Source organism: Acidobacteriota bacterium (assembly GCA_016716905.1).
In the GTDB taxonomy this organism is placed as follows: domain Bacteria; phylum Acidobacteriota; class Vicinamibacteria; order Vicinamibacterales; family SCN-69-37; genus SYFT01.
The window spans coordinates 1,080,174-1,106,560 of the sequence record JADJUS010000022.1 but is presented as its reverse complement, the minus strand read 5'-3'; the positions used below and the strand labels follow the sequence as shown (position 1 = coordinate 1,106,560).

Sequence of the window (26,387 nt, the reverse complement as noted above, 5' to 3'; positions counted from 1 at the left end):
TGGCCGCGCAGAAACACTGTGAACTCGGCCCCGCCGGTCTGGTCTTCTTGTCCGGCCTCCACGGATTGTCGGGCCGGCACGGCGCTCCACATTGTGAACGCCACAAGCCCAACGCTAAGATGCCTGAACCACTGCTTCATGACTCCCCAGTATCGCACCATCGCGACAGGCGCCGGATGGCTCGACGTCAGCGCTCGAGGCCGTCTGCGATTCGATGGCCCGGACGCGGCATCATTCCTGCACGCTCTAGTTACTAATGACGTCGCAAGCCTGCCTGTTGGCCGGGGCGTTTACGCCGCCTGGCTCACGGCGCAGGGGCGAATGGTCACCGACATGCGCCTGTTACGTGTCGCCGAGGGTGTCCTCGCCGAGGTCCCGGCGGGCCTTGCCTCAAGCCTGGCCGTCCGCTTCGATCACCTGATCTTCGCCGAGAAGGTCGCGGTGGTTGACGACACCGGCGACACACGCGCTCTCAGCGTATTCGGCGGCCGCGCGGCGCAGGTGGTGGCCGATGCCACCGGCATTCCTGCTGCCCGAATTGCGGAACTCTCGATTCTCGACCATGTCGCGCATGACGGCCTTACGGTCATCCGTACAGAAGACGTGACGCTCCCGAACTTTGAAATCTGGATGCCCACGCTTCGATGGGACTCGGCTGTGGCCGCAGTGACTGCCGCAGGCGCCGTTGACGTGCAACCCGCCGGTACGGCGGGGCAGGGCACCATCTTCGACGCTCTCAGGATCGAGGCCGGGCATCCACTATTCGGTGTCGACATGACAACGGACACGATCCCGCTTGAGGCCGGCCTTCTCGACCGCGCCATCAGCACCACCAAGGGCTGTTACGTAGGCCAGGAGGTCATCATTCGCATCCTGCACCGTGGCGGTGGACGCGTGGCAAAGCTCCTGGTCCAACTTCTGGCGGACCCGGACGTGACGGATGTTCCCGATGCCGGCACTCCGGTGTTCGATCAGGGCCGCGAGGTTGGGGCAGTGACGAGTGCAGCGCCTGGACCAGCCACCGGTCGGGTGGTGGCGCTCGGCTACGTGCATCGCGACAGCGCCGAGGGTGGGCGCCACGTGACTGTGGGCTCGTCGCTCAGTCGCTGGACGGTTCAACGTGAACCAGCACATCCGCCACCCACGGCAAATCCCGCTTGAGGGTGGCTCGCACGTGCCCGCCAACGGCGTGTGACGCCGCCACCGTCATCAACGGGTCCACCTCGATATGCAAGTCGATGTGATATTGCAGTCCGGTCTTGCGCGCAAACATCTTGTCGACGCCTTGCACACCAGGCACCGTCTTGGCCACCGCGATCACTTCAGCCGTCAGTTCCTGGGGCGGCATCGTGTCCACAAGCTCGCTGGACGCACCCTTCACCACCCGCAGGCCGGTGATGACCACCACGATGCCGACGACGAATCCGCCATAGTGATCGGCCACAAGGAACCGGCCCGGGTCGTACATCGCCAGGCCAACGGCCGTCAGAGCCGCCACGGCCGACAGGATGTCCACGGCATCGTTCCAGGCGTCTGCGACCAGGGCCGAACTCCGGATCTTGCGTCCGACCCTGAACTTCCATGAAGACATGACAGCACGAAGAACGATGGCAACCAGCAGCGCCACAACTGCGCTCCGACCCGGGGTACATGGCTGGCGCCGATGGCCTGAAGCGACTGGTAACAAATCATCACGCCGCCGGCTGCGAGGATCACGCCCACCAGGAAGGCCGACAACGTTTCAAAACGCCCATGCCCATACGGATGGTCATCGTCGGCCGGCCGGGCCGCCACGCCCATGCCGATGACGACAATGCTCGAGGCCAGCACATCCCCGGCGAATTCGAATCCCATCGCCAGCACGGATGTGGAATGCGCCCAGAGACCGACAATGATGTTGCTGAGCGCCAGGAACGCGCTGACGCCGATTCCCAGACGAGCGACGCGGCGTGCCGTCCGGTACGACTCCTCAACCGCGCTCATCCTTGTATTGTGCCCCCGGATTGCAACGGCCCTTTCCGCTTGGTGCTACCCTCGGGTGTTTTATGTCGACCCCCATCCTCGAGTTCGTGCTCAAGAACTACAAGAACTTCAACTCCCGGGCCACGCGCGATGCCTTGATTGCGTATTGGACCCATGTCGACAACGGCGGCCGGATGTTCTGGGCCATGGCCGGCGCGATGTCTTCGGCCCAGTTGGGCATCACGCTGGCCCCGGCGATTCGGGAAGGGCTCGTGCACGGTCTTTCAGTGACCGGCGCGAACCTCGAAGAGTCGTTGTTCCGCCTTGTGGCCCACGACAGCTACAAGGATTTTCCGGAGTACCGCTATTTCACGAAGCAGGACGACACCCGGATCCTCAATGAACGTATGCGTCGCGTCACCGACACGAGCATTCCGGAGGATGAAGCGTTCCGTGCTGTGGAAAAGTTCGTGGTGCCGATGTGGAAGCGCGCCAGCGAGAAGGGCGACCGTCGCTTCTGGCACGAGTACTTCTACGAGCTCGTGCTGACGATTGGCGAAGACCTGTACGAGGGCAACCCAGAGGAGTCGTGGCTGCTTGCTGCGGCCAAGGCCAATCTGCCCATCGTCGTGCCCGGATACGAAGACTCGACGTTCGGCAATATCTTCGCTGCGCATGTGAAGGTCGGCGACTGCAACGCGAGCATCGCGAAGTCGGGTATCGAGTACATGGGCGCGTTCTACGATCAATACGGCGCGTTGTCTGAAGGTGCCGGCGTCGGGTTCTTCCAGATTGGTGGAGGAATCGCGGGCGACTTTCCGATCTGCGTGGTGCCCTCGCTGAAGTACGACATGGAAAGTGAGGCCAAGCCCTGGGCGTACTTCTGCCAGATCTCGGATTCCACCACGTCCTACGGGTCGTATTCGGGTGCCACACCCAATGAAAAAATCACCTGGGACAAACTGACCGAAGACACACCGATGTTTGTCATCGAGTCTGACGCCACGATCGTGGTGCCTTTGATGCTGAGCGCGCTGCTCGAGTGCAAGCGGCACCCGGCCGAGGCCCGGGCGCTGATGGAGTCTGCCGTTCGATAGTGATGGACACTCTCACCGGCTGGGGCCGGTTGCCTGAGACCCGGGCGCGAGTTGCTCGATGAAGACTTCGAGACGCTCACTCGCGGCGCGGTGTTGTCGCGCGGGCTCGGCCGTTCCTACGGCGACTCGTCGCTGCCGGCAAACGCGTCCGATCGAATAGCCAATTCCCGCTTTGCGAATCGCATCCTTGCATTCGACACCGGCACAGGCGTGCTTCGTGCCGAGGCGGGGCTTACGCTCGTCGATTTGGTGCGGCTCATGTTGCCCCGCGGATGGTTCCCACCCGTGGTGCCGGGTACGAAGTTCGTGACGCTTGGCGGGATGGTGGCCAGTGACGTGCACGGCAAGAATCACCATCGCGAAGGGTGTTTCGGCGCCCACGTGCGTGCGCTTCGCGTGCGGCTTGCCGACGATCGGATTGTGGAGTGTTCCCGCGAGTCAGACGCCGACTTGTTCGACGGCGTCGTTGGCGGGATGGGTCTGCTTGGGCACATCCTGGAGGTGGAGTTCGCCATGCACCGCATTCCATCGCGGTGGATCTGGATGGAGCGCGAGCGTGTTCCCGATATCCAGGCCTTTCTCGAAAGTATTGCGACCGCGGCTCCGCAATGGCCCATGACGATGGGCTGGATCGACTGCGTGAAACGCGGCAAGGGCATGGGCCGCGGGCTGTTGATGGCCGGCCGATGGGCCACGGCTGAGGAAGCTCCTGCAGAGCCTCCCGGTTCGCCCCTTGAGATCACCATGCCGGTGGAACTGCCCAACTGGGCACTTAATCGCACCACCACCGGTCTCTTTAATGCCGGCATCTTCTGGGGCCACGTCCGCAATCGTGCCTCTGGCACAATGGCGCCCGATCGATTCTTCTTCCCGCTTGACGCCATCCTCGAATGGAATCGCGCGTACGGCCCACGTGGATTCACGCAGTATCAGTGCGTGGTGCCGCGCGCGGCCGGACCAGCGGCGGTGCGCGAGTTCATGGAACGGCTGACGACGCTCGGTGCGGCGTCGCCGCTTTGCGTCATCAAGGACTGCGGGCCTGAAGGCCGCGGCGTGTTGTCGTTCCCCATGGAAGGGACGTCGATTGCGGTGGATATGCCCGTGTCAGCCGATATTCAGCGCGTGGTGAATGGGCTGAACGAGTTCATCATCTCGGTGGGGGGCCGCGTCTATTTGACGAAGGACCGCTTCACGACGGCCGAGCACTTTCGGGCAATGGAGCCGCGCCTCCCGCGGTTTCAGGCGCTCAGGGCCAAATGGGATCCCGCCGGGCGGTTGCGCAGCGCGCAGTCGCGCAGGCTGTTTGGAGACAAGGCATGAAGGCAGTGGTATTTGGCGGAACGGCGGGCATTGGCCGCGCGGTAGCCCAGAGACTGGCCGCACGTGGTGATGCCGTGTTCCTGCTGGGCCGCGACGAGTCGAGCCTCGTACGCAGTGCGGCGGACCTCACGGCGCGGCATCCACAGCAGGCACGCGTCCAGTGGGCGCTGTGCGACATGGAATCTCCTTCGGGATTTTCCGCTGCACTCGACGCTGCCGATGTCGCCCTCGGCAACTTCGACGCGGTCATCGTCACCGCCGCGATGTTCGCGACGCAAGCCGAACTGGAAGCCGACGTCGAACTCACGCGGCGGTTGACGACGGTGAATTTCGCCAACACGGTGACGTTCTGCGAACACGTCAGGAAACGGCTGCTCACACGCGGCGGAGGATGGCTGACCGTGGTGTCTTCGGTGGCCGGCGACCGCGGGCGCAAGCCAGTGGCGATCTATGGTGCGAGCAAGGCTGGTGTCTCCACCTATCTCGAGGCGCTTGACCACAAATTCCGTGAGGCCGGACTCTGGGTGTTGTGCGTGAAGCCCGGCTTTGTGAAGACCGCCATGACGGCGAATCTCAAGGCGCCGCCATTTGCGGGTGAGCCGGACGGCGTTGCCCGCGACATTGTCTCGGCCATGGACCGCAAGCGCCCGCTCATTTACACTCCGGGCATCTGGCGCCTGGTGATGCTCGTAATCAAGCACCTGCCACGATTTGTGATGCGCAAGATCGGGTTCTGAGGGGGATCCACAGAGGGGGACGGGTGTCGATCTGTGGAAAACTCGCCCCCGAAAACGACCTCTGAGGTCGTTTATTTTTCCCCTCTGAAAAAACAAACGACCTCAGAGGTCGTTTTCGCACTCGGAGTTTTCCACAGATCGACACCCGTCCCCTTGATGTGTCAAAGCATACGATTTAGACTGATTCGTATGCGTACGACATTGGACTTGCCCGAACATTTGATTGAAACCGCGCGCGAGGCGCTTGGATTCAAGTCCAAGACCGACACGGTAGTGTTCGCCTTGCGAGAGGTCGTCCGCAGGGGCCGCACCGAGGACCTGAAGGCCCTTCTTGGCAACGTCAGGTTTGAGTTCGATCCCCTGGCCTTGCGCAAGCGCGACCGGCGCCGCACGTGATCGTCGTCGACACCTCTGTCTGGGTTGAAGCCATTCGGCGACCCAGGGGAGGCACCAACGTCACGCTCAAGGAACTGCTCGACGCAGACGAAGTGGCGCTCGCGCTTCCCGTTCGCCTTGAGTTGATGGCCGGCATTGCCCGAAAAGACCGCCGTGCGTTTGGGCGGGCACTCTCGGGTTTGCCTGTGCTGATGCCCACCGAAGAGATCTGGCGCCTGATCGAATCCTGGGTGGCGCCCGCGGCTGACAAAGGCCAGCGCTTTGGTGTGACCGATCTGCTCATTGCAGGCCTGGCCCACGAGGCCGGCGCACTGGTGTGGTCGCTTGATGCGGACTTCGACCGGCTGGAGGAGCTCGGATTCGTGCGAGCCTACGTGGTCAGCGGCCGTTGAACACGAATCCGCCCAGTAGTAGGGATGAGCCCATGACGGCTGCGCGACCATGCGCAACTTTCGTGGTTCGAAGTGCTTTCGAGGGCCGCCTCAGTTACTTCCGCCCGATCTCTGTCAGCACTGTGGTCAGGTATCGGGCGTCCGCGGTCGCGTCAGGCGTCAGGCCCGGTTTGAGCGCTCCCATCTCCATCGCGAAGTCGATGTTCCGCTGCATGAAGCTGTCAGCCAGGCCGCCATTCAGGTCCCACACTTTCTGCGCGAGGTAGGCCGTGGCGGCGGCGGCTGCGCGGTCGGGTGCCAACCCGAGGCGGTTCTCGATCTCCCTGGCGAGGACCGCAGGATCCTGAATCGCCCGGGCCGCCAGCACCCACGCGCGGACGATGTCTCTCGCGGTCTCAGGGTACCGGTCGAGAAACGGGCGCGGCGCCACGACGACGGCGCCGGCCAGTCCGGGGAAGTCGGTGCCGAACACCGACAGGAGGTTGAACCGGGCCTTGTCGTAACGCTGCACCTCGAGCAACGCCATCAGGTCGAGAATGGCGCCACCTGTCCGCTGTGACAGGAGTGCGGCCAGGCGGTTGTCGGCGCCGGCGATGACGACGGGCTCAACTTCTGTTCCGGGGGCACTGCGTCGCGATGTAGCGCCTGAAGGCCAGTGTCTGTGCTGACACCAGGTTGGGCACCGCGACTTGTTTCCCCTGCAGGTCCGAGCATTGTTTGATGCCGGGTGCCGTGACGAGGCACCTGGTGTGGCCGCCGGCCTCCATGATGACCGTGATGCCTGCCCCTTGCTGCATCGCTGCCAGCGCCCCTGGAAGGGAAACGACCGCGATGTCCGTCTGGCCGGAGACCAGGCCCTGGATGGCGATGACGTTGTCGCGATAGGCGGTGGCCTCCACGATGTAACCCGCCTTCTGCAGTGTCTCCCGCGCCATGAGCCGCGGCACATCGGAGACATCGGGCTCAGCCGGGAGTTCCATCCGGATGGTCTGCGCCCGCGACTCGCCGGGCTGCGGCGCCGGCGACCCGCCGCACGCTGCGACGACGCCAAGCAGTGCCAGGACCAGGGCGGCGGAGGGCCTCATGTCCGGTCCGCCTTCGGCGCGCCCGCGGCCCGAAACCGGCGCGGCATGTAGAGCGGCGAGTACTTCTGGCGATCGGTCCAATAGGGTTCCATGCGTTTGACCTGAAACGTGTGCGCGTTCTTCCACATCATCCGCGCGACGTCAGCGGCCGGAGACGCCTGTCTGAGCGCTTCCATCACACATTCGATCACGGCCGACTCGCTTTCCAGCTCGATCCGGGGGCTGACGATCAGGTAGAGGCGCGTGAACCCCTGTTGGTCCTCGTCCTCCATCAACTGGTAATCGAACGTCGTGCCGCCGAATCGTGCGGGCAGCGTGGTTTCGAGAATGTCGACCATCACATCGCCAATCAGGGTGACGCCCTCGCCTGTCAGCTTGCTGTAGCTGCGCACTTCGCGCAGGTGCGTGGTGTAGCCGTGCGACTCCAGCTCGCATCCGCAATGCCGTTCCTCCACGATCCCGAAGTCGTCGGTTTCCACGTTGAGCATCACCTTGGGTGCGATCGGAAGGAGCGTCGTGAGCACAAACGCCGGTACGGTGGCCCCGAAGGCTTCTACCCAGTGCGGGTTCGTGAACAATGCATAGGTGTCGGTCAGAAGGTGGTAGTCGCTGGCCCCCACTCTTCTGGCACACCCTGGGCCCGGGGCCCCCGCATCAGACATGCCGTAGTTCGAGATGAAGCGGGCGCCGACGGCTCTCGATTTGTGGCACTTTGCCGTCGGTTGCCGGTTCGCCGGCGCCCGTGAAGGTCACGCCCGACATGTCAAGGCCGGCCTCGCGCGCGGCAATAGCGACACGTACCGACCGGCTGGTTCCGCCCCGGATGAGGGCGCGCCCGTGTGTCCTGGCGGTTGCGACGCCCCATTGCGCGATCGTGAGGGCCTGATCCATCGGCACGAACTCAGGCATCGGGACGCGAGTGCCGGCGGCGCGCATGCAGGCGATCAGGTAGTACGTCCCCGCGCCGTACTTGAGCCAGTGCTTCGAATCCCGCCACCCGACTGGGCAGAACCAGCGCGTCGGCATGGCACCGGTCAGCGCGCCAGTCAGCAGTTGCCCGAATGTCCGGTCCGGAAGAATGCCTCGCCAGTAGGCGGTCGGCACGCCGATGAGGTTGTGCGCCGACAGCGCGAGCAGGCGTTGGCTGGCGCGGGCGGCGATGTAGTCAAGGTCGATGGCGATCTTGATCGCCGGACCGGTCGACCCACCCGTTTGACTCGCCAGATCCCGCCGCGACAGCGGGTTGTCGAAATCTGAAGGCTGGGTGACGAGGGTCAGGCCATTCCGTTCAATCGGCTTTCGTCCTTTGAATTCCTCGAACGTCACGTAGACCCCGGCCTCGCGCAACTGCCGCAGCGCTGGTTCGACGCCATGCTTCGTGACGAGTGCCTGGAAGTCGCCCAGCTCACAGCCGGCGTGCTTCAACAGTGCCAGATAGGGGCTGGCGGGGTTGCCGTACACGCCGAGCGTGACCGTGCGCATGAGATTGGCTTCGCGCTGGTCCATCCGTTCCCGCACGATTCGCCGGGCGTCGTCGATCGTGATCCGTTGCTTCAGGAACCGGCGAAGCGCAAAAGGAAAGCGCGCGAACATGGCCGCGTATGCGAGGTTTTCGTTCATGTGGCCTCCGTCCACCGCGTCATCCGCCGCTCCACCCACCGGATCGTCGACGTGCAGGCCAGCGCAAGAGCGATGATCGCCAGCAGCAGACCGAGCACGCTTGCGGCGTCGAACCGCCCGCCGTACTTCCGCAGCAGCGCGCCGATGCCGACCACCGCGATCAGCATGTCGCCCTTGATCATGGCTCTGACGCCGCGCCCCATGCCCATGCGCGCGCCGGCCATGATCAACGGCACCGCCCCTGGCAGCAGGATTCGGGTGAACACTTGCCGCTCGGTCGCGCCGAACGCTCTGGCCATTTCGATCGAACCAGGATCGACGCTCCGCACCCCGCTGCGCGTGTTTACGATGATGATGACCAGGGCCGAGAGGAAGATGAACGTGACTTGCGTCAGACGGCTCGTGCCGAACAGGCTGAACAGTACCGGCACGAACATCAGACTGGGCGTGGCCAGCAGGATCGTGACGTACACGCCCAGGAAGGCGTCGACGCGGCGATGACGTCCCATCAGGATGCCGAGCGGTACGCCGATGCACACGGCGGCGGTATAACCCATCACCAGCGAAATCAGACTGGCCGCAATACTCGACGGAAGCTCGCCGCTCCATGTCATCCGCCATGTGGCGGCCACGGCGGCGCTGAACGGCGGCAGGAACTCAAATTGCCAGACGCGTCCGGCGATCTCCCACACGACCATGCCGGCCGGCAACGAGAGCCAGCCAAAGCGCCCATCCTGCATGAACCTCATGCCGGCGACTCCGGCGTCGGGGGCGGCTGCATCCCTCGAAGTTTTCGCCACAGATAGGCCTTGAGCTCAAGGGCCACCGGGTTCAGATCCAGATCGTCAGGACGAGGACGCGTCACGGCGACTGGCAGAGACTCCAGGACCTGCCCGGGGCGCGGGCTCATCACCACCACCCGGTCAGACAACCTCACCGCTTCGTCGATGTCGTGGGTGACGAACACGATGGTCTTGCGCGTCCGCTCGGACAGCGCGAGCAGATCTTCCTGGAGCATCCGGCGCGTCTGCGCGTCCACTGACGCGAAGGGCTCGTCCATCAGCAGGATGGCCGGGTTCACGGCAAGTGCGCGCGCAAGCCCGACGCGCTGCTGCATGCCACCCGAGAGCTGACGTGGGTAGTGGCGCTCGAAGCCCTTCAGGCCCATGCTGTCGATCAGATCGCCTGCGATGGCCAACCGCTCCGCCCGCGGCATGCCGCGCAACTCCAGGCCGAACGCGATGCTGTCCGCCACAGTGGCCCAGGGCAGCAGCGCGAAATGCTGGAACACGAAGGCACGGTCGTGGCCGGGGCCCGTCACCGGTACGCCATTGATCTCGATCGCGCCGCTGTCGGGCAGCACCAGGCCCGCCATCATCTTCAGCAGCGTGGTCTTTCCACAGCCGCTGGGGCCGACAATCGACACGAACTCATTGGTGGCGATCGTGAGGTTCACACGGTGGAGCGCCATCGTGGCCTGGCTGCCGTGGCGGGCCGGGAACGACTTGTGGACGTCGCGAACAGTGATCATCCCACGGCCACCTGCTCGGCCCAGGGCGTGATGCGGCGTTCGATCCACCGCACGGCACTCAGCAGGAGCACCGACTCGAGGGCCACGAATGTGACGGTGGCGTACAGCTTGTCGGCCGCGAACATCCCCTGATAGTCGAGGATGACGCGGCCGATACCAACCGCCACGAGCAGGAGCTCGACCGCGATCATGCCGTTGAGCGCCCGCCCCAGCCCCAGGTAGTAGCCGGCCATCATCGAAGGGAGCGCGCCGGGGATCAGCACCGTGCGCCAGAGCTGCAGTTCGGTGGCGCCAAACCCGTGCGCCATCTCGATCCAGGAATGCTCAATGGTCTTCAGGCCGGCCCGCGTATTGACGACGATCACGGCCAGCGAGAAGAGAAACACCACCAGCGTCCGCGCGGGCAGTCCCAGGCCCACGGCGAGGATGATGACGGGAATGGCCGCGGAGATGGGTGTGGCCAGGAGCAGGTTCAGGTACGGATCGCACAGGCTCTCAACTGCGCGCCACCGGCCCATCGCCAGCCCGAGCAGGGTGCCCACGATGACGGCGCAACCGAACCCGAGCACGAAGGCCTGGTGACTGACCCAGATGGCGTCCCAGAAATCCCGCGTGGACACGATCTGGACAAACGCGGCGGCCACATCCAGGAACGACGGCACGAACATGCTGGAAACTGACCGGGCGATGAGTTCCCAGCTCAGCACCAGCAGCGCGAGCGAACCGATCCGTACGACGCGGTCGTTGTGCCGAGCCTCCATCGCGAGCGGACTAGAACAACACCTTGATTCCGAGCTGGAGCTGGCGCGGCCCGCCGAAGCGCGCGGTCGAAGGCGCGTAGAGCATCTGGCCTGCGGTTGCCACCGGTTCCTCGGGGGTGCCATACACGCTGACACCGTCGTTCGCGAGATTCTTGTTGCTGGCACGTGTCGCGTTGAGCAGGTCCACGAGCAGTTGCAGCTCCGGCAAGCCACGCACGCGTAGGGTCTTCGCCAGGCGCACGTCGAGGTTGAAAAAAGCGGGCTGCCTGAACGTATTTCGACCGACCATCCGGCCGTCGATGATCGCCCGGTCGTTGTTGTCGTTGCCGTCGCGCTGCTGGTCGCTGCCAATGACGGCCGTGTACGGCACGCCCGAACGTGTGATGAGGACCGTTGACAACGTCAACCCGGCAGGCAGGTCGGCGACGGCGCTACCTACGAAGCTGTGGCGGACGTCGTTTTTCGACGGCGCCCACTCAGAATCCAGATCGAACGAATTGAGCGTCATCTGGCGGCTGATGCTCCGCTCGTTCGAGTCGTCGTCCCAGTTCCGGGCGAACGTGTAGCTCATTTCCCATTGCACCCGGGTGCCGGACCGGCCGTTTGCGGTAAACACGAGGGCGTCGTACTCGGACCTGGCCGTCGACTCGTTCACATCCAGCGCAGCGATGGTGGGATTGGGGCGCGCGGACGGGAACACCGGCAGGCCGGTGCTGGTGATCGTCGGCGCAAAAAGATTCCGGTCGACCCGTCGCTGCAGATGCGTGGTGCGGTTGCGGACGACACCTACAGAAACCTGCAGGCCTTCCGTCAGTCGGCGCTCGACTGTGGCAGAGAGGGCCGTGGTGTCAGGGTTCTGAAAATCGGCGGCGAACCCGAAGACGCGTTGTGGAGGCACTCGAACACCGGGCGGCAACGTGACCAGCCCGTTCGGGTACACGAGGTAGTTGTAAATCGACGAATCCGTGCGGCTGTCGACGGCGACCGTGGTGATGCCGTTGTCGGTGAAGACGCGCTGGAAGAGATTCGCCGGCGTCCGCGCGTTATAAAGACCTGCGCTCAGGCGCACAAGCGTGTGTCCAGCGCCCGCAACGTCCCATGCGAGCCCAAGCCGTGGTTGCCACATGCCCAGGTCGTTCGGAATGCGCGACGTCTCCACGATCGCAGGATTGGGCCGCGGGGGCTGGGGATTCCATTGCCCCTCCCACCGAAGCCCGGCCGTCAGCGTCACCTGCGAACTCAGGGCCACCCGGTCCTGCACGAACAGCGCGAGTTCGCGCTGCGTGGCTTCGTAGTACTGCTCATCGGGATTGGTACTGGGCAGTGTCTGCCGGTAGCGCGAGACAATGCCCGCCTTGTAGTTGGCCAGCGACGTGAAGTCGTAGCGGCCCAGGATGCGGCCTTCCTGCTGCTGGCGCGAGGGCGTGATGTTCACGTCGAGCCCTCCGCGAAGCTCGTGGCGCCCTCTGATGGCCGTGAGGTTGTCACTCACCTGGAAGCGGTGCGCCTCGAAGAAACGCGGCCGATCGAAGTCGGCGCCGATGGATCCAAACCCGCCGATGACGATGCCTGGCCGGTTGACGTTGGGATTCTCCGCGCGGTCGTCCCGCGCGAACTGCATCCGGACTTCGTTGACCATGACGGGCGAGACCACGGTCACGACACCGACCTTGACCGCGTGACTGGTCACACGCCGGGAAAAATTGGCCTCTTCGGCCGCGTCGACCTGTGGTGACGCGAAGTTGGAGTTTTTGCCCGCGAGCCGGCTGAAGGTGTATTGCAGGTCAAGTCTGTGGCCGTCTGAGATGCGCCAGTCCAGTCTGCTGAACAGGGCGGTGGGATTGTCGGTGCCGAACTTCTCGCCCTCGAGCGCCTTCAGTTCGGCCGGGACCACAACCCCCGGCGCTTGTTCCTGGAATTTCACCACGAAGGGCACGCGGAGAAAATTCTGCTCGAACGCGCCGAAATAGAACGCCCGATCCTTCACCACGGGCCCACCAATGGCCCCGCCGAACTGGTTCTGCTGGTTGTCGAGCTTTTCGTTGAACGCGTTGGCCGAGGTCAGGTGCCGGTTGCGGTTCAGATAGAACGCCTCGCCCCGAACATCGTTGGCGCCGGAACGCGTGACGACATTGACGAATCCGGTGCTCGTCCGGCCAACCTCGGCCCCTGCGCCGCTTCGAACAACTTGAAACTCCCGGACGGCTGCCTGAGGAAAGAAAAAAGAAGACTCATTGCCGCCGCGCTGGTTTCCCACAAGCGGGTCGTTGAAGTCGGCCCCGTCGAGGGCGAGATTGGCGTTGATCGACCGCTGTCCGCCGATGACCAGGCCGGATCGATCCGACTCCTGGGCCACCGCCGGTGTCAGCAGCACAAACTCGGCGAAATTCCGTCCGCGCACCGGCAAGCCGTCAATCAACTTGAGATCGATACGCGCTGCCGTCGCTGCTCCGCTCGTATCCAGCGGAGCCCGTGCGTCCACACTGACCGATTGGGTGATGCCAGCGATCGCGAGCTGCAGGTTGACCACTTCGGCATGGCCCACCCGCACGATGATGCCTGCACGGCGGCTGGGCGCAAACCCCTCCAGCGTGGCCTCAATCGTGTACGCGCCCACCGGCATGGCGAGCGCCGAGAAGCGGCCGCGCTCGTCGGTCAGCGTTCGACGGATCTCGCCCGTGTCGTCGGCGCGAATGCTTACGGACGCGCCGGGAACGGGTCTGCGCTCAGGGTCAACAACCACACCTTCGATAGCGCCGTTGCCGGCGCCGGACTGTGACCACGCAGTGGCGGGGAGGAGCAGAAACAACAAACAAATAACGACGGGTCGAGTCCGTGCAAACACGGGTAGAGTCTAATCGAGAACACGAGGCGCGCGGATGCTCCGTCCCAGTGATACAAGTTCGGCAACGGTGACGACGCGCGTGCCAAGCAGCAGGGCTGCGTAGATCGCCAGCGCGACAACGAACAGGGTCACCTGAAGAGGCCACGACGTCGCGAACCAGACGAGCGGCAACACCAGCAGACCCAGCGCCGCAGCAGAAGCGGCGGGCCGGTACGAGTACAACAGTTCGTGACGAAGACTCCAGCTCACATACGCGGCGTTGAGCGTCGATCCGGCAAGCACCGCGAGGCAGGCGCCGAAGCTGCCGGCGCCGCCCGCCAGCGCCAGACCCGTGGCCCAGAACGCGGCCAACTCCACTCCTGCGGCCGCGGCGGAGAGTCCTGGGCGATTGGAGACGAGCGCCTGCAACCGGCCGACGCTGCCCACCGCTGTCGCGAGGAAGGCGATGCCCAGTGGGAGCAGACCCCGGGCCGCCGGCAGGTACTCCGGGCCCAGCACCCACGCGATTGCCAAATCGCCAATGAAGACGATGGCGATGATGCCTGCGACCGCAGCCACCGTCATCCACGCCAGCAGACGCCCGACCCAGGCGGCTGAAGTGCTGCTCTCTCCTCGCTCGTTCCAGAACATCAACAGCGGCGCGAACGAAATCGCCCCGTGCCACAACGCTTGTGTGCCGGCCGCGAACATGCCGTACGCGACAGCAAAAAATCCGACTTCGGCGAAGTCGCCCGTCGTCAGGTGCACAAGCGACTCGCCGGTACGATGCGCGATGGCCAGCAGGATGTTACCGCCGGCGAAATAGGCTCCCGTCCGCAGGAACGGCGTCAGGAACGTGCGGTCGGGCCACATCTCGGACCAGCGGATGTGTTCGCGGGCCATCCACACACCGATGATGAGGACCAGCACGTTGGCGGCGAACCACCCGGCGCAGGCCCCGCGCAGGCCGGCCAGGCTGAAGCCGATGAGGACGGAGACCAGGGTGAACGAGCGACGGAGCAGGTCGCCCAGAGCCCAGCGGCCTGCCTGGTTCAGACCGAGGAACAGCGCGAAGCAGATATTGCCAACGGTGCGGGCGAAGACCGCGCCGGCCATGAACACCAGCGCGGCCACATCGATGTCACGCAGCCAGAACATCGTCAGCGCCAGATAACAGGCGGCTGAGCCCAGGCCCAGGCCGACGCGCAGGGCGAGCAGGCTCGACACAAGCTTCTGGAGGCCCTGCAGGTCTCCGCGCACGATGAACGTGGGAACGCTCCGGGTCATCATCGAGATCAGGCCCAGGCCACTGAGCAGCCCGAACCAAAGCGACACCGAGGTGATGAGCGCGTACTGTCCGAAGGCCTGCGGGCCCATCAGTCGAGGTACAAGCAGGGCGAACAGCACCCCGATGACGATCTGAAGACCGCGCTGCGCCATGACCCAGCTGGCGTTGCGAAGCGCGGCGTCCGCTTCGGACGACATTGGAGCGATGGATGAGCGCATCGACGCCGCCAAGTCTAACAGGCGCGTCGCGGTGTCGGTTGGTGACCTCCCGGAGGAGGGTGGCTTCAGGCCCTGATGAAGGCGAGCAGGTCGGCGTTGAGCGTGTCGCCGTGTGTGTCCGCCAGACCGTGCGACCCGCCCGGGTACACCTTCAGGGTCGCGTCCTTCACGAGTGTGGCCGCGGCCTGCGCGGATGCGCCAATCGGCACGATCTGGTCATCGTCACCATGGATGATCAAGGTCGGCACGTCGAACTTCCTGAGGTCGCCGGTGAAGTCCGTCTCCGAAAACGCCTTGATGCAGTCGAGTTGATTCTTCAGCCCGCCCTGCATGCCCCGGAGCCAGAAGGCGTCGCGGACGCCCTGGCTCACCTTTGCACCCGGCCGGTTGGCGCCGAAGAACGGCAACGTGAGGTCGGTGAAGAACTGCGAACGATCGGCCGAGACGCCCGCCCGAATGTCGTCGAACACCTTCATCGGCAAGCCACCAGGATTGGCGTCCGTCTGGAGCATCAATGGCGGCACCGCTGCCACCAGCACGGCTCCGGCCACGCGCCTGGTACCGTGGCGCCCGATGTAGCGGGCGACCTCTCCGCCCCCCATTGAGTGACCAACCAGGGTCACGTCCATGAGATCAAGCGTCTCGATCAGTGCCGACAGGTCGTCGGCGAAGGTGTCCATCTCGTTGCCGTCCCAGGGTTGGCTCGAACGCCCGTGGCCGCGACGGTCGTGGGCGATGCAGCGGAAGCCGTGGGACGCCAGGTAGACCATCTGGCCGTCCCACGCATCGGCATTGAGCGGCCAACCGTGGCTGAAGACCACGGGACGCCCAGCACCCCAGTCCTTGTAATAGATGTGCGTGCCGTCCTTGGTGTTGATGCTGCTCATTCCGTCGTTTTCCCGTCGAAGTGTTCCGTGTCGGCCTCCGCGTCGGCGCGGGTGTGGTGGACGACACCGTCCCGGTGATTCGGCGGTGCATAGAGCGTGTAGAGCTTTAATGGCCGATCACCGGTGTTGATGATGTTGTGCTTCGCGCCGGCCGGCACAACAATCGCGAACCCCGCGTGCACCGGCGTTCGAACTCCATCAAGAACCACCTCACCAGCTCCCTCCTCAACGCGAAAGAACTGGTCGAGCGTGTGGACTTCAGCCCCGATCTCTTCCGCGGGCTTCAGGGCCATGAGGACCAACTGACAGTGCTTCGCTGTATACAGCACCCGTCGAAACTCGTCGTTCTTGACGGCGAGACCCTCGATGTCTTGCACAAAACCCTTCATCACAACCCCTCTCGCCTACGCCCCGGAATCCATTACCTGATTCTCCATCCGCAGGCTGGGGACCGCCTGTTTCGTATTGAACACAGGCCGCGATTGGCGCCGGTTGATCGAGGGCCGCTGGATGCTGGCATGATATGGGGCCAATGATCCGCGACCAGATCACGGTCTTCATGCCGGTCACGCACTACCACCGGGCATACCTTGAGCAGGCCGTCGAGTGTGTGTTCCAGCAGACGCGCTCCGACTGGCGCCTGCTGATCGTGGTCGATGAAGACCAGCAGCCACATTTCAGGAATCTGCTGCCTGCGGCGATGGCCGACCAGCGGGTCCGATTGATTCCCAATCAGGGCCGCTTGCTTGGCGGCGCCTATAACACCGCCATGCGCGCCGCCGAGACATCGTTCATGGCAGTGTTGCTCGGCGACGACCTCTGGACGCCCGACGCCGTCGAAGTTCTCGGCCAGGCCATCCGTGACAATGACGGCGCGGACTTCTTCTACAGCGGCCGTCGTTACATCGACGGTGCCGGTCAGAGGCTGAGTTCCGATTACCTGCCGACGCAGCCGGTGACCACCGAAAGTTTCTCCACTGGGTCGCCTGTAAAACATCTGTTGTGCTGGCGGGTCAGCAAGGGACTGGCGTGTGGTGGCGTGGACGAGACGCTGAACAACTTCGCCTCAGACGACTTTGATTTTCCGTGGACGATGCTTGACCACGGCGCGGTGTTTCAGCCTGTGCATCGCGTGTTGTACATGTGCAGGGATCACCGCGATGGCGTTCGGTTGACCACGCATGTGCCTCGGAGTGTTCAGCGGCGGGAGTTGCGTCGCATCCTGGAGAAGCACGGAGTGCCACCGGCGCAGGCGCGCAGACGGGTCCGCGCCGACAGCGGCAACTACCTGCGCCAAAGCCTCTTCCGGAACCACCTGCACCGCTGGCTGCGCGAGCGGCTCGGGTTCGACGCCACACAGGGTTGGCGCGAGCCCTACCGATGACAGGTCAAGCCGGCGTCGTCGCCACCGTTGTCGTCGCGGCCTACAACGAGGCCGAGACGATCGCGGGGTGCGTATCTTCGCTGCTGGCCATGCGTGTCCCCAGCGGCGCAGTCGAAATCATTGTCGTCGATAACGGATCCACCGACGGCACCCGTGACGCTCTCGCCGCTTTTGGCGATCGCATTCGGGTGTTGACCGAGACGACGCGTGGGGCGGCGGCTGCGCGCAATTGCGGCATCCGGGCGGCACAGAGCCCGGTCGTGGCATTCACTGACGCCGACTGTGTGGTGGAACCCGGCTGGCTGGCCCACCTGATCGCTCCGCTGGCGGATCCGACTGTTGGTGTTGTGGGCGGAAGAATCCTGAGCTTGCCAGGCGCAAACCGCATCGCCCGCTTCGGAGAAGTGATACACGACCACCACGACGCAATCGAGGTGCAGGAGGACCCGTACGTCATCTCCATGAACTGGGCCTCACGGCGCGAGGTGCTCCTGGAAACCGGACTGTTTGATGAAGCCCTGCTCCGTGGGCAGGATGTGGACTTGTCGTGGCGCATCCGACAGGCGGGTTACCGGTTGGTCTACGCGCCGGACGCTGTCCTGAGGCACCACAACCAGCACACCGTGTGGGGGCTGGCGCACGAAGGGTACGTCCACGCCAGGCACGCGGTGCGCGTCGGCAGGAAACACGGCCTTGTGTTCGACGTCCCTGGTGGCGTGAAGAGGACGCGCCTGCGTCTGTCCGCCGGTTTCAGACAGGTTGCCCGCGGTCCCGAACGGGTGGACGGGCTGCTCGGGTTGGTGTTTAACACCGGCAAGACTGCCGGCGAACTCGCGGCGTTGATGCGAGACTCCAGGCAAGGGCGCTGACATGACGCCCCCACGCGTCCTGCTCGCATCCACCGAGCCGCCCGCTGTGGGCGGCTCCAGTACGGCGTCGCTTGACCTGTTCCGCCGCATGCTGGCCGACGGCTGGGATGTGCACTACGTGCACGTGCTGCACGACGTTGATGCGGCTTTCCATCAGATGGACTTTGAGGGAGGACTCGGTGATGCAGGTGGCATCCCGAACCTGCACTACTGCTGCGTGCCTGAGTTGTCGAGCAAGTGTCAGTCGAGTCTGGCATCACTCGTGGCAGAGATTGCCCCGGCTGTGTCTGTGGGTTTTGGGTTCCTCGCCACAGGCTTGCTCAAGGCGGCGGCGCCTGACGGCCGCGTCATTTTCGTCACGGGCACCTGCCGTCAGGCTCAGGACTTCGTCACAACCGGCCGAGCGCGCGACGCCATGGCACTCGAGGGTGGATTGTCGACCGGCGCCATCACGCCTCGTATCATCAACAGAGGTGAAGAAGTCGCGCTTGATCGCTGTGACCTGCTCGTGACGCACTCCGAGCAGACGAAAGCCATGTTCGAGTGGTTCTTCGCCGAGTCGATTGGAAAAATGTATCCGTCCACCGTGTCGTTCGCCGAGTGGATCGCCGCTGGCGCCGAGCCCTGGAGACACATGGCTCGCGCTTTCGCCGAGCGCGACATTGACGTACTCTTCATCGCGAGCGATTGGGGACGGGTGGAAAAAAATTATGCATTGGTCTCCCGGCTCGGGCGGCAACTCAGCGGCCTCCGCGTCCACGTGGTGGGCGACGTGCCGCACCCCTTGCGATGGGCCGTGCACCATGGCTTCCTGCCCGCCAGGCAAACCCTCTTCGAGCTTATGAGCCGCGCCAGGAGTATCGTCTGCCCATCGCTGATTGATGCAGCGCCAGGGATTCTGTTCGAGGGCGCGGTGATGGGATGCAACCTGGTGGCATCCAGGAACTGCGGCAACTGGAAAGTGTGCCATCCGGATCTCCTGGTCGAGCCCTTCGACGAAGCACACCTGGCCGAATGCATCCATCTGGCCACCACCCGCAGGTACGACGACCGCCTCGATCACTTCAGGACCCAGGGCGCCTACCGGCAGCTCACCGCGATCATCCAGGCGATCACACAGCCGTTTCAGGCGCAGGCGATCTGATGCACCCTGTCAGCGCGGTCGTCCTGTCAGTCGGAGAGCCTTACACGCAGCGGGCCATCGACAGCCTTTCCAGGCAGTCATTGCCGCTGGACGACATCATCGTCATCGAGCATGTGTCGCCGTTCTCGCGCGCGATCAACGAAGGCGCCAAACGTGTGCGCACGCCGTATTTTGTCCAGGTCGACTCCGACATGATCCTGGATCCGGCATGCGTCGAGACGCTGGTCGCCGGCATGCGGCCCGACACGGGCATCATGGTGGGCGAGCTGAGGGATGCTCTTTTGGGGCAGACCGTTGGCGTCAAGCTGTTTCGAACCGAGTGCTTCCGGGAGACGGGCGTGCCCGACTCCATCGCGCAGGACACGGATTTTGTTGCACGGCTGCGTGCACGAGGGTGGCGGACACACTACGTCGCTGCCAAGAGTGCGGATCCACTCGCACTCCGGCCTACCCTCGGCGAGCACAAACCCGAGTACACAGAAAGCTACACCTACCGAAAACTCCTGGTTGACGGCGCTCGTATCCGTCACCGCGCAGCGAAACACGGTTTGTTCTGGCAGATGGGCGCCATGGAAGAGAGCCGGCACCCCATGGCGGTACTGGCTCAGGTTGCCTTTTCGCACGGCCTCTTCCAGAACCTCGAGCGAGACGAACTCAGGCCCGTGCCCCGCGACCCGAAGTGCGACGAACTCGTCGCACACCTGGCGAGCGAGACCCGTCATGCCGACATTGGCGAAGGTCTGCCTGCGTTGGCGCGCGAGGGACGCCTGGGAGACATTTTCAAGCGCTTTGTCACCGCAGGCCGGTCACTGGGGCGGCACCAGGCCGGCGCCACGTTCCGCGATGTGTTCAACGGTTTGTCGGGGACCAGGCGCAATCCCCGCGCGCTCGTGGCGAAGATCGCGTTGTCACATGGCCTGCTGATGAATGACACCGACCGGGATCGCCTCCCGGCTCATGAACGGGCGCTTAGAGACCTTGTCGTGTTCGGACTTGGCACCCGGGCTACTCGATGGCAACACATTCGCGCCCTTGCCATGCTCGCTGCGCGGCGGGATTCCCGGGCGGTCCCGTGGTGACTGCCGGCGGAGGCCGGACGCGGCTGCTGGTGATTATCACGCCTCACGCCCGGGCAAACCGTGCCCGGGCCAGACGCAACGCGCCGCAGTCTTGCGCTGCAAGCCGGCGTTGACTGCGAGGTGGTGTTCGCCGGCAAAGGCGACGTGGCATCGCTCAACGCCACGATCGAGGCGAGCCGTGCGCCATTTGTCACGTTCCTGCAGGATGGGGATGTCCTGTGCCCGGGCGCGCTGCGCACCATGTGCGACGCGCTCTCCGACCATGATCCCGACACTGTGGCGGTGGAGGCACTGGCGCTGCCGATCGACGGCCGCGGCACATCCCGTGAAGGTGCGCACGCGCGGGCAAAGACCATCCTCGCGAGGGCGCGCGCAGAACAACCGCATCGGCGTTCTGCCGCCAACGGCGCCCTTCTCACAGTTCGTCGCGGAGCGAACGCGCCGCCGCTGGCCGGGACTTCGGTGGACGAAGCCTTGCACCAGACTATCGACACACTGGCCGCGAACGGCAGGATCAGGCGCATCGTCAGAATCGTGTGCGCCCGACCGACGCAGGCGGGACAGCGCGCACCGGCCATGACCCGTATGCCGGCGTGGCGGTATCGGCTTCGCCACCTGTCGCGATCAGCGCGTGCGGTGCCCCTCGCCGCGGCGCTCCAGCAATGGCGCCACCCGTACGAAGTCTTCTGTGCGTTGGTCAGGCGCTGGCCGAATCAGGGCCTGCGCCCAACACCGCGGGTCACGACCGGCCCACCGGAGAACGAATTGCCTACCTCCTGTGGAGGTATCCGTATTTCACGGAGACGTTCATCCAGCGTGAGGTGCAGGCCCTTCGCGGCGCCGGAGTGGCCCTCGAGGTGTTCGCGTTGGAACCAGATGCCCCCCCGGTCCCTCACGACCCCGCGTCGCCTTTGGGTTCGGTTGTGTACTTCGGCCCCGTAGACGTGGCCGGTGGAAGGGCGGAGATTCGCCGCCATCTCATGCGGCGACCGTGGACCGTGTTCTGCCTCTGGTGTTTCGTCGCGGCCCATCGGATCAGTGGCTACACCTCCTGGTGGCGTGACCGGGACATCCTGTATCTGGGCGCACAACTGGCGTCCGCTCTGGCCACCCGAGGAATCACCCATGTGCATGCGCCCTGGGCCAATCGATACGCCGCGGTGGCGTTCATCGCATCACGGCTGACCGGCGCCACCTTCACGGTGCAGGCGCGCGCCTCTGAAATACACCGCACAGTTCAAGTGCCCCTGATCGCTGCCAGGTTGAAGTTCGCCGCCTTTGTCATCACCAACTCCCGGTACAACGCGCGCGACCTGGCTGCCCGGCTCGTGCCCGTGGGGGCGCCTCCGATCCATGTGGTCTACAACGGCCTCGATCTGTCGCGGTTTCGTCCGACGCCGCGCGCCGACCGGTCCGGACTTCGCCTGCTCTCGGTAGGCCGGCTTGTGGAACCGAAGGGCTTCCGGCACCTGCTGTACGCGTGCCGTCAACTGCGTGATCGGGGACTGAACGTGTCCTGCGAGATCATTGGTGGCCCAAGCGAGCCAACTGATACTGCCGCGTGGGTGGAGCTGCGGATGTTGCTGACATCCCTCCAGCTTGAATCCGTTGTCCAGTTTCACGGCTCGCAGTCCTTTGCGTCCGTTCTGCGCGCCTTCGAGCGTGCCGACATTTTTGTGCTGCCGTGTGTGCGCGGGCGCGATGGCTCCCACGACATCACGCCAAACTCGTTGATTGAGGCGATGGCCATGGCCTTGCCGGTGGTCTCGACCACGAGCGGCGCAATTCCGGAGATTGTCGATCACGAGATTGACGGATTGCTGGTTCCGCCCGGCGACTGCGATGCACTTGCCGATGCGCTGGAACGATTGGTCCGGGACGGAGAACTTCGCGAATCACTGGGCGCCGCGGCGCGCCGGAAGGTGGAAGTCCGGTTTGAAGCCGGCAAGAACGTGGCCCGTCGAGTTGAACTGTTCGGCCGCCTACGAACTTCGCCGGCGGGACAACCGGGCCACGCCGAGGTTCAGCAGCCTGCGGCCCGCCGCGCGGACACCACGAACTGAGGCCCCACCCGGCGGCGGCAGGTCGAGAAACGTCCGGTTGAATACCTGCGGGGACAGCCTGCCGGCAGGCATCGCCTGGCTGGCGGCAAACCACATGGTGCAGCCTTCCGAGGCCTCGGGCGAAGGCAGGGCTTCGCCAAATGGCGATGCAAAGTACGCGGCCTCGACACCCAATTCCCGCTGGAGCCACGCCCGGCCCTCGCGGATCTCACGGAGGCTTTCAGCCGGCGAAAGGCTGGCGTGATCGGTGTGTGACCAGCCGTGGTTCTCCAGTGCGACGCCCGCGTCGCGCAGGGTGACGAGCTCGTCGCGGCTGAGCGTACGAAAATGGGGCGGCACCTCAGATACCGACACGCCCCACTGCGCCCCCAGGTCCATGACCAGTTCCAGGCGGGCCTGTTCCTCTGTCAGCACACACAGGCGGGCCTTGATGTGCCGGCGCAAGGCCTGGCGCTCGGCGTAGGTGCTGCTGAGACCATCGAGCAGTGCGTTCAGCACGAGAAACGCGTAGGGCGCTCCTGACTCAACCTGGCCCGGGTTCACGAACAGCGTCACGGCGTGACCCAGCTGCCGGGCGAGCATCGCCGCATCAGCAGCACCGCAGATAGCGTCGTCAATCGTGAGCGCATCGCCGCGACCGGCGATCGCATCAACGAGCGGCACAAATGGCGGGACAGACGCCAGGTACTGAGCCATCACATCCGCATCGCAGATATTGCGAAAGCAGAACGTCTTCGGAATCACGGCCGGGGCAATCCCGTGAATGGTCAGCACCTGTCCGGACATTAGAAGCTCCACCCATTCTTGAGTCGCTCAATCAGCCACGTCGATCCTACCGGGGTCAGGTGGTGATCGTCTCGGAACAACGGCTGGCTATCCTCCGTGGCGAACACGCATTCTCCGCGTGGACATTGTATGGATCGCACATCCACTACATCAGGCATCAACTCGGACATCCGCAGGCTGTACTGCATCTCGCGCTGGACCATCCGGGAGTCAGGGCTGCATCGTTCAGACAACACCGAATCGGGAATCAGCCAGGCAGGCGCGTTTCGGCATGCGACCAGCGCTTTCCCCGGACGCATGACGTCGCCCATCACGATGACGGTATGTCCGGCAGCGCGAAGCTGGCTCTGCAGGTATCTGGTGGGAGCCACCATGTCTTCCGGTTGATCCCGTTTGGCCCCGGACAACACGACCACTGCCGGGCGAACGCCTCGCAGGAAACTCAATGCTGCGCGATTGCGCTCCACACAGGCCCCGTCGTCTCGCGCATTGCCGCTCTGCCTGACGTAGCCCTCGAACCCGCTCTGTGCCACGCAGCCGGCAAGGAACATGACGTGGACATTAAACGACGGGTACGCGTCGGAGAAACCCGACACAAGGTGGCGCGCGTGGCTGTCTCCCCAGATCAGGATGTCACGCGAAGAGCCACGGGCATTCTGGCAGGTGACCAGATCCGCGGGCATTTGCGCATCCGTCTGCCGGCAGTGTGCAAACTCCATGGAGCGCCACTGGTCGTTGGAACGCGCTCGTCGTTCAACAGGAATGCGCCACTCCCAGCCGGCCTGCGTCCACGCTGCAGCCGCCGGCACCGCGAGCAGCATGGTGGTGACGGCGCCGATTGCGAAAGTCCTGCGACCGCTCCAACGTGACGGGGCACCGCCGCGGAGTGGCAGTTCGACGAAGCGATACATGAGCGTTGCGCCAACGGCGGTGACGATCAGCAGAGCAGTCTTTTCGACGGAAGTGACTTCACGGAAGGTGTACGCGCCGTACAAAACGATCAGCGGCCAATGCAGGAGATACAGCGAGTAACTGGCCAACCCGACCGCAACCGTCAGGCGGTTGCGCAACAGCCATCCCGAAATTGGCGCCGTGCCTGCGTAGATAACCAACGCCGCGCCCGTGCAGGGCACCAGTGCATTCAGAAATGGAAACGGCGTCTGGTTGGTGAAACGCACAGCTGCGTATCCAATGAGGGCCAACCCAGCCAGAAGCAGGCATTCAAGAACCACGCCGCGCCGGCTGCCAACCTTCGTCAGCCACACCATCAGCGCACCGATACCGAATTCGAAAACCCGGAGCGGCGTCTGGTAGAAGGCGGTCGCCTGACCGTCCTCCCAGCCTAGAAGGACCCACCCGCTCAGGCACAGGCTGATGATGGCTGCGGTCGAGAGTCCGATCACGGTGGTGCGATTCGAGCGACCGAGCAGCCCCACCATGAACAAGGGCCAGATCAGGTAGAACTGTTCTTCGACACCAAGCGACCACAAGTGCAGCAACGGCTTGGTATGAGCCGCATCGTCGAAGTACGACGCACCGGACCAGAAGAAGACGTTGCCGAGATTGAGTACTGAAAAGAGCATGGATCCGCCGAAATGCTCGAATCGGTCCGGCGGCAGCAGCAGGAAGGCTCCAACAGCGGCAAGCGCGACGGTGCAGAAGAGCGCGGGCAGAATGCGCCGCGCCCGTCTTGCGTAGAAGCGGCCCAACCGGAACCCGCCGGCACTCCGGTATTCGTCCACGATAAGGCGAGTGATGAGGAAGCCGCTGATCACGAAGAACACATCGACGCCGACGAACCCCCCGGAAAAAGGCCCGATGTTCAGGTGAAACATCATGACGAGCAGCACCGCCACAGCGCGCAGTCCGTCGATGTCAGGCCGGTAGCTGGCCCCGCGTGGCGGCGTCACCATCATCCGGCGTGCTGGCGTCCCAACCACGAGCGGAGGGCGCTCATGACACGCTCCCTCCGTGATGGAACACGGCGTTTCAGCCAGCGCCCGTCGCTCTTCATGTCCACATAGAGATGGCAGGTCGTGCAGGGGATGTCAGCGCGCGCAGGCTGTTGCCCTTGCAGCATTTGACGGGCGTAGGACATTTTTTCGCTGTTAATGCCGGGCAGGAGGCCGTCACGGAAGGCATTCTCAGGCCCGAAGTCGCCCCAGAAGTTCCGACAGCAGCCAAGCACCTTGCCGTCCCAGTTGATCTGCGGGGCGTCCCACAGTTGGTGGCAGATCGACTCCATGTAGTCCACGCCACGTTCTTCCTTGAACTCTCGCCGTGACGCTGCGCCAGCCACGTCCCGCAGGCTCTCTTTGTCTTCGACCGGCGAGAAGTCTGGGTCCCACGAGAGCTTGACTTCAAAACTCATGCCGAGGTCTGCGGCCATGGCGCGCGCCGCCGGGATCTCGTGTTCGTTGTGGCCGAACGCGACGAACTGCCAGGTCAGCTTGGGAACAGCAGACTGATAGTCGCGCTTGTGCCGGTTGATGGTTGCGATATTGCTGAGCACGGTATCGAGCTTGCCTCGGACTCGGTACTGGGCATAGGTCTGCTGCGTGGCGCCGTCGATGGAGCACAGGATGGCGCGAACGCCATACTTGACCAGGCCCTCAAGCACATCGGGGCTCGCGTAATTCAGGTTCGCCCCATTCTCAACGCGTAACTCAACGCCCCGCTCGTGTGCGTATCGGAGCATGGGCAACAGGTCAGGATTGAGAAACACCTCGCCGTAGTTGGAGAGCTCAATGACCTTCAGCCACGGATTGTCATCGAGCAATCGCGTGAACGCGTCAAGGGACAGCAGCCCACTGCCCACCACGGGGTGAATCGCCTTGGTGGTCGTCGGGCAGGACGGACATCGCAGTTGGCAGTGGGAAGAGACCTCGAGCCTGATTTTCGACGGCCTGACCAGCTCCATTGGCCGACAAGCATCTCACGGATG

General features: G+C 64.2%; 28 protein-coding genes. 11 read left to right on the top strand and 17 right to left on the bottom strand.

Features of this window, described 5'->3' with window-relative positions; genetic code table 11:
- Window positions 1-138 precede the first annotated feature (138 nt).
- A complete protein-coding gene (locus tag IPL75_20935; protein ID MBK9242661.1) occupies window positions 139-1,161 on the top strand; it encodes a folate-binding protein YgfZ in 1,023 nt (340 codons plus the stop codon).
- Here the strand turns inward: IPL75_20935 and IPL75_20930 are convergent.
- Both IPL75_20930 and IPL75_20925 read right to left on the bottom strand, forming a co-directional pair.
- Complete coding sequence (locus IPL75_20930; protein ID MBK9242660.1) at window positions 1,100-1,516, bottom strand: cation diffusion facilitator family transporter; 417 nt, start codon at window positions 1,514-1,516, stop codon at window positions 1,100-1,102. The two genes, IPL75_20935 and IPL75_20930, sit on opposite strands and share 62 nt — an antisense overlap.
- Complete coding sequence (locus tag IPL75_20925; GenBank protein ID MBK9242659.1) at window positions 1,486-1,983, bottom strand: cation transporter; 498 nt, start codon at window positions 1,981-1,983, stop codon at window positions 1,486-1,488. The genes IPL75_20930 and IPL75_20925 overlap by 31 nt, the downstream gene beginning before the upstream one ends.
- A 62-nt stretch (window positions 1,984-2,045) precedes the next feature.
- Between IPL75_20925 and IPL75_20920 the strand changes: the two genes are divergently transcribed.
- The 5 genes from IPL75_20920 (at window position 2,046) to IPL75_20900 (ending at window position 5,904) form a co-directional block, all read left to right on the top strand.
- Window positions 2,046-3,059, top strand: a complete 1,014-nt coding sequence (locus IPL75_20920) for a deoxyhypusine synthase family protein (protein ID MBK9242658.1) — start codon at window positions 2,046-2,048, stop codon at window positions 3,057-3,059.
- Window positions 3,060-3,110: 51 nt separating this feature from the next.
- Window positions 3,111-4,379, top strand: a complete 1,269-nt coding sequence (locus IPL75_20915) for an FAD-binding oxidoreductase (protein ID MBK9242657.1) — start codon at window positions 3,111-3,113, stop codon at window positions 4,377-4,379.
- On the top strand, window positions 4,376-5,116 hold the full coding sequence (locus IPL75_20910; GenBank protein ID MBK9242656.1) for an SDR family NAD(P)-dependent oxidoreductase: 741 nt from the start codon (window positions 4,376-4,378) through the stop codon (window positions 5,114-5,116). Before IPL75_20915 ends, IPL75_20910 begins: the two co-directional genes overlap by 4 nt.
- Before the next feature lie 189 nt (window positions 5,117-5,305).
- Window positions 5,306-5,512: a type II toxin-antitoxin system VapB family antitoxin gene (locus tag IPL75_20905; protein ID MBK9242655.1), complete on the top strand. Its 207-nt coding sequence runs from the start codon at window positions 5,306-5,308 to the stop codon at window positions 5,510-5,512.
- Window positions 5,509-5,904 (top strand): PIN domain-containing protein, encoded by a 396-nt coding sequence (locus IPL75_20900; protein MBK9242654.1) that lies wholly within the window; start codon window positions 5,509-5,511, stop codon window positions 5,902-5,904. Before IPL75_20905 ends, IPL75_20900 begins: the two co-directional genes overlap by 4 nt.
- Window positions 5,905-5,998: 94 nt before the next feature.
- Here IPL75_20900 and IPL75_20895 read toward each other — a convergent pair whose 3' ends face one another.
- The 11 genes from IPL75_20895 to IPL75_20845 form a co-directional block, all read right to left on the bottom strand.
- Window positions 5,999-6,430: a hypothetical protein gene (locus IPL75_20895; GenBank protein ID MBK9242653.1), complete on the bottom strand. Its 432-nt coding sequence runs from the start codon at window positions 6,428-6,430 to the stop codon at window positions 5,999-6,001.
- A 79-nt stretch (window positions 6,431-6,509) separates the two neighbouring features.
- Window positions 6,510-6,989, bottom strand: a complete 480-nt coding sequence (locus tag IPL75_20890; GenBank protein MBK9242652.1) for an ABC transporter substrate-binding protein — start codon at window positions 6,987-6,989, stop codon at window positions 6,510-6,512.
- On the bottom strand, window positions 6,986-7,609 hold the full coding sequence (locus IPL75_20885) for a hypothetical protein (GenBank protein MBK9242651.1): 624 nt from the start codon (window positions 7,607-7,609) through the stop codon (window positions 6,986-6,988). Before IPL75_20885 ends, IPL75_20890 begins: the two co-directional genes overlap by 4 nt.
- Window positions 7,610-7,643: 34 nt before the next feature.
- Window positions 7,644-8,609 (bottom strand): hypothetical protein, encoded by a 966-nt coding sequence (locus IPL75_20880; GenBank protein ID MBK9242650.1) that lies wholly within the window; start codon window positions 8,607-8,609, stop codon window positions 7,644-7,646.
- Window positions 8,606-9,358: an ABC transporter permease subunit gene (locus IPL75_20875; GenBank protein MBK9242649.1), complete on the bottom strand. Its 753-nt coding sequence runs from the start codon at window positions 9,356-9,358 to the stop codon at window positions 8,606-8,608. Before IPL75_20875 ends, IPL75_20880 begins: the two co-directional genes overlap by 4 nt.
- On the bottom strand, window positions 9,355-10,140 hold the full coding sequence (locus tag IPL75_20870) for an ABC transporter ATP-binding protein (protein MBK9242648.1): 786 nt from the start codon (window positions 10,138-10,140) through the stop codon (window positions 9,355-9,357). Before IPL75_20870 ends, IPL75_20875 begins: the two co-directional genes overlap by 4 nt.
- Complete coding sequence (locus tag IPL75_20865) at window positions 10,137-10,901, bottom strand: ABC transporter permease (GenBank protein ID MBK9242647.1); 765 nt, start codon at window positions 10,899-10,901, stop codon at window positions 10,137-10,139. The genes IPL75_20870 and IPL75_20865 overlap by 4 nt, the downstream gene beginning before the upstream one ends.
- A gap of 10 nt (window positions 10,902-10,911) precedes the next feature.
- The gene (locus IPL75_20860; protein MBK9242646.1) at window positions 10,912-13,710 is read right to left on the bottom strand and encodes a TonB-dependent receptor; all 2,799 of its coding nucleotides are present in this window, start codon (window positions 13,708-13,710) and stop codon (window positions 10,912-10,914) included.
- A 45-nt stretch (window positions 13,711-13,755) separates the two neighbouring features.
- Entirely contained in the window at window positions 13,756-15,231 is a 1,476-nt protein-coding gene (locus tag IPL75_20855; GenBank protein MBK9242645.1) for an oligosaccharide flippase family protein, read from the bottom strand.
- Between the two features lie 65 nt (window positions 15,232-15,296).
- Window positions 15,297-16,118, bottom strand: coding sequence for an alpha/beta hydrolase (locus IPL75_20850; GenBank protein ID MBK9242644.1), 822 nt, complete (start codon window positions 16,116-16,118; stop codon window positions 15,297-15,299).
- Window positions 16,115-16,507 carry a cupin domain-containing protein gene (locus tag IPL75_20845; protein MBK9242643.1) on the bottom strand — a complete coding sequence of 131 codons (393 nt, stop codon included), beginning with the start codon at window positions 16,505-16,507 and terminating at the stop codon, window positions 16,115-16,117. The genes IPL75_20850 and IPL75_20845 overlap by 4 nt, the downstream gene beginning before the upstream one ends.
- A 143-nt stretch (window positions 16,508-16,650) precedes the next feature.
- Between IPL75_20845 and IPL75_20840 the strand changes: the two genes are divergently transcribed.
- The 4 genes from IPL75_20840 to IPL75_20825 are packed head-to-tail and all read left to right on the top strand — an operon-like array spanning window position 16,651 to window position 20,594.
- Complete coding sequence (locus tag IPL75_20840; GenBank protein ID MBK9242642.1) at window positions 16,651-17,502, top strand: glycosyltransferase; 852 nt, start codon at window positions 16,651-16,653, stop codon at window positions 17,500-17,502.
- Window positions 17,499-18,371, top strand: coding sequence for a glycosyltransferase (locus tag IPL75_20835; protein MBK9242641.1), 873 nt, complete (start codon window positions 17,499-17,501; stop codon window positions 18,369-18,371). The genes IPL75_20840 and IPL75_20835 overlap by 4 nt, the downstream gene beginning before the upstream one ends.
- A 1-nt stretch (window position 18,372) precedes the next feature.
- Window positions 18,373-19,515 carry a hypothetical protein gene (locus tag IPL75_20830; GenBank protein ID MBK9242640.1) on the top strand — a complete coding sequence of 381 codons (1,143 nt, stop codon included), beginning with the start codon at window positions 18,373-18,375 and terminating at the stop codon, window positions 19,513-19,515.
- The gene (locus IPL75_20825) at window positions 19,515-20,594 is read left to right on the top strand and encodes a hypothetical protein (GenBank protein MBK9242639.1); all 1,080 of its coding nucleotides are present in this window, start codon (window positions 19,515-19,517) and stop codon (window positions 20,592-20,594) included. Before IPL75_20830 ends, IPL75_20825 begins: the two co-directional genes overlap by 1 nt.
- Before the next feature lie 36 nt (window positions 20,595-20,630).
- On the opposite strand, the gene IPL75_20820 is transcribed toward IPL75_20825, so the two are convergent.
- Entirely contained in the window at window positions 20,631-20,933 is a 303-nt protein-coding gene (locus tag IPL75_20820; protein MBK9242638.1) for a hypothetical protein, read from the bottom strand.
- A gap of 197 nt (window positions 20,934-21,130) precedes the next feature.
- Between IPL75_20820 and IPL75_20815 the strand changes: the two genes are divergently transcribed.
- On the top strand, window positions 21,131-22,657 hold the full coding sequence (locus IPL75_20815) for a glycosyltransferase family 4 protein (GenBank protein ID MBK9242637.1): 1,527 nt from the start codon (window positions 21,131-21,133) through the stop codon (window positions 22,655-22,657).
- Here IPL75_20815 and IPL75_20810 read toward each other — a convergent pair.
- Genes IPL75_20810 through IPL75_20800 form a run of 3 tightly spaced genes read right to left on the bottom strand, consistent with a single transcriptional unit; the run spans window position 22,577 to window position 26,363 of the window.
- Window positions 22,577-23,443, bottom strand: a complete 867-nt coding sequence (locus IPL75_20810) for a polysaccharide deacetylase family protein (protein MBK9242636.1) — start codon at window positions 23,441-23,443, stop codon at window positions 22,577-22,579. The two genes, IPL75_20815 and IPL75_20810, sit on opposite strands and share 81 nt — an antisense overlap.
- The gene (locus IPL75_20805; GenBank protein MBK9242635.1) at window positions 23,443-25,383 is read right to left on the bottom strand and encodes an acyltransferase; all 1,941 of its coding nucleotides are present in this window, start codon (window positions 25,381-25,383) and stop codon (window positions 23,443-23,445) included. The genes IPL75_20810 and IPL75_20805 overlap by 1 nt, the downstream gene beginning before the upstream one ends.
- Window positions 25,356-26,363, bottom strand: a complete 1,008-nt coding sequence (locus IPL75_20800; protein ID MBK9242634.1) for a radical SAM protein — start codon at window positions 26,361-26,363, stop codon at window positions 25,356-25,358. Before IPL75_20800 ends, IPL75_20805 begins: the two co-directional genes overlap by 28 nt.
- Window positions 26,364-26,387 lie beyond the last annotated feature (24 nt).

Coding starts and splice junctions, on each gene's coding strand:
- IPL75_20935 (MBK9242661.1), top strand. CDS start 139: ATGACTCCCCAGTATCGCACCATCGCGACAGGCGCCGGATGGCTCGAC.
- IPL75_20925 (MBK9242659.1), bottom strand. CDS start 1,983: ATGAGCGCGGTTGAGGAGTCGTACCGGACGGCACGCCGCGTCGCTCGT.
- IPL75_20920 (MBK9242658.1), top strand. CDS start 2,046: ATGTCGACCCCCATCCTCGAGTTCGTGCTCAAGAACTACAAGAACTTC.
- IPL75_20910 (MBK9242656.1), top strand. CDS start 4,376: ATGAAGGCAGTGGTATTTGGCGGAACGGCGGGCATTGGCCGCGCGGTA.
- IPL75_20905 (MBK9242655.1), top strand. CDS start 5,306: ATGCGTACGACATTGGACTTGCCCGAACATTTGATTGAAACCGCGCGC.
- IPL75_20895 (MBK9242653.1), bottom strand. CDS start 6,430: ATGGCGTTGCTCGAGGTGCAGCGTTACGACAAGGCCCGGTTCAACCTC.
- IPL75_20890 (MBK9242652.1), bottom strand. CDS start 6,989: ATGAGGCCCTCCGCCGCCCTGGTCCTGGCACTGCTTGGCGTCGTCGCA.
- IPL75_20880 (MBK9242650.1), bottom strand. CDS start 8,609: ATGAACGAAAACCTCGCATACGCGGCCATGTTCGCGCGCTTTCCTTTT.
- IPL75_20875 (MBK9242649.1), bottom strand. CDS start 9,358: ATGAGGTTCATGCAGGATGGGCGCTTTGGCTGGCTCTCGTTGCCGGCC.
- IPL75_20870 (MBK9242648.1), bottom strand. CDS start 10,140: ATGATCACTGTTCGCGACGTCCACAAGTCGTTCCCGGCCCGCCACGGC.
- IPL75_20865 (MBK9242647.1), bottom strand. CDS start 10,901: ATGGAGGCTCGGCACAACGACCGCGTCGTACGGATCGGTTCGCTCGCG.
- IPL75_20855 (MBK9242645.1), bottom strand. CDS start 15,231: ATGCGCTCATCCATCGCTCCAATGTCGTCCGAAGCGGACGCCGCGCTT.
- IPL75_20850 (MBK9242644.1), bottom strand. CDS start 16,118: ATGAGCAGCATCAACACCAAGGACGGCACGCACATCTATTACAAGGAC.
- IPL75_20845 (MBK9242643.1), bottom strand. CDS start 16,507: ATGAAGGGTTTTGTGCAAGACATCGAGGGTCTCGCCGTCAAGAACGAC.
- IPL75_20840 (MBK9242642.1), top strand. CDS start 16,651: ATGATCCGCGACCAGATCACGGTCTTCATGCCGGTCACGCACTACCAC.
- IPL75_20835 (MBK9242641.1), top strand. CDS start 17,499: ATGACAGGTCAAGCCGGCGTCGTCGCCACCGTTGTCGTCGCGGCCTAC.
- IPL75_20830 (MBK9242640.1), top strand. CDS start 18,373: ATGACGCCCCCACGCGTCCTGCTCGCATCCACCGAGCCGCCCGCTGTG.
- IPL75_20825 (MBK9242639.1), top strand. CDS start 19,515: ATGCACCCTGTCAGCGCGGTCGTCCTGTCAGTCGGAGAGCCTTACACG.
- IPL75_20810 (MBK9242636.1), bottom strand. CDS start 23,443: ATGTCCGGACAGGTGCTGACCATTCACGGGATTGCCCCGGCCGTGATT.
- IPL75_20800 (MBK9242634.1), bottom strand. CDS start 26,363: ATGGAGCTGGTCAGGCCGTCGAAAATCAGGCTCGAGGTCTCTTCCCAC.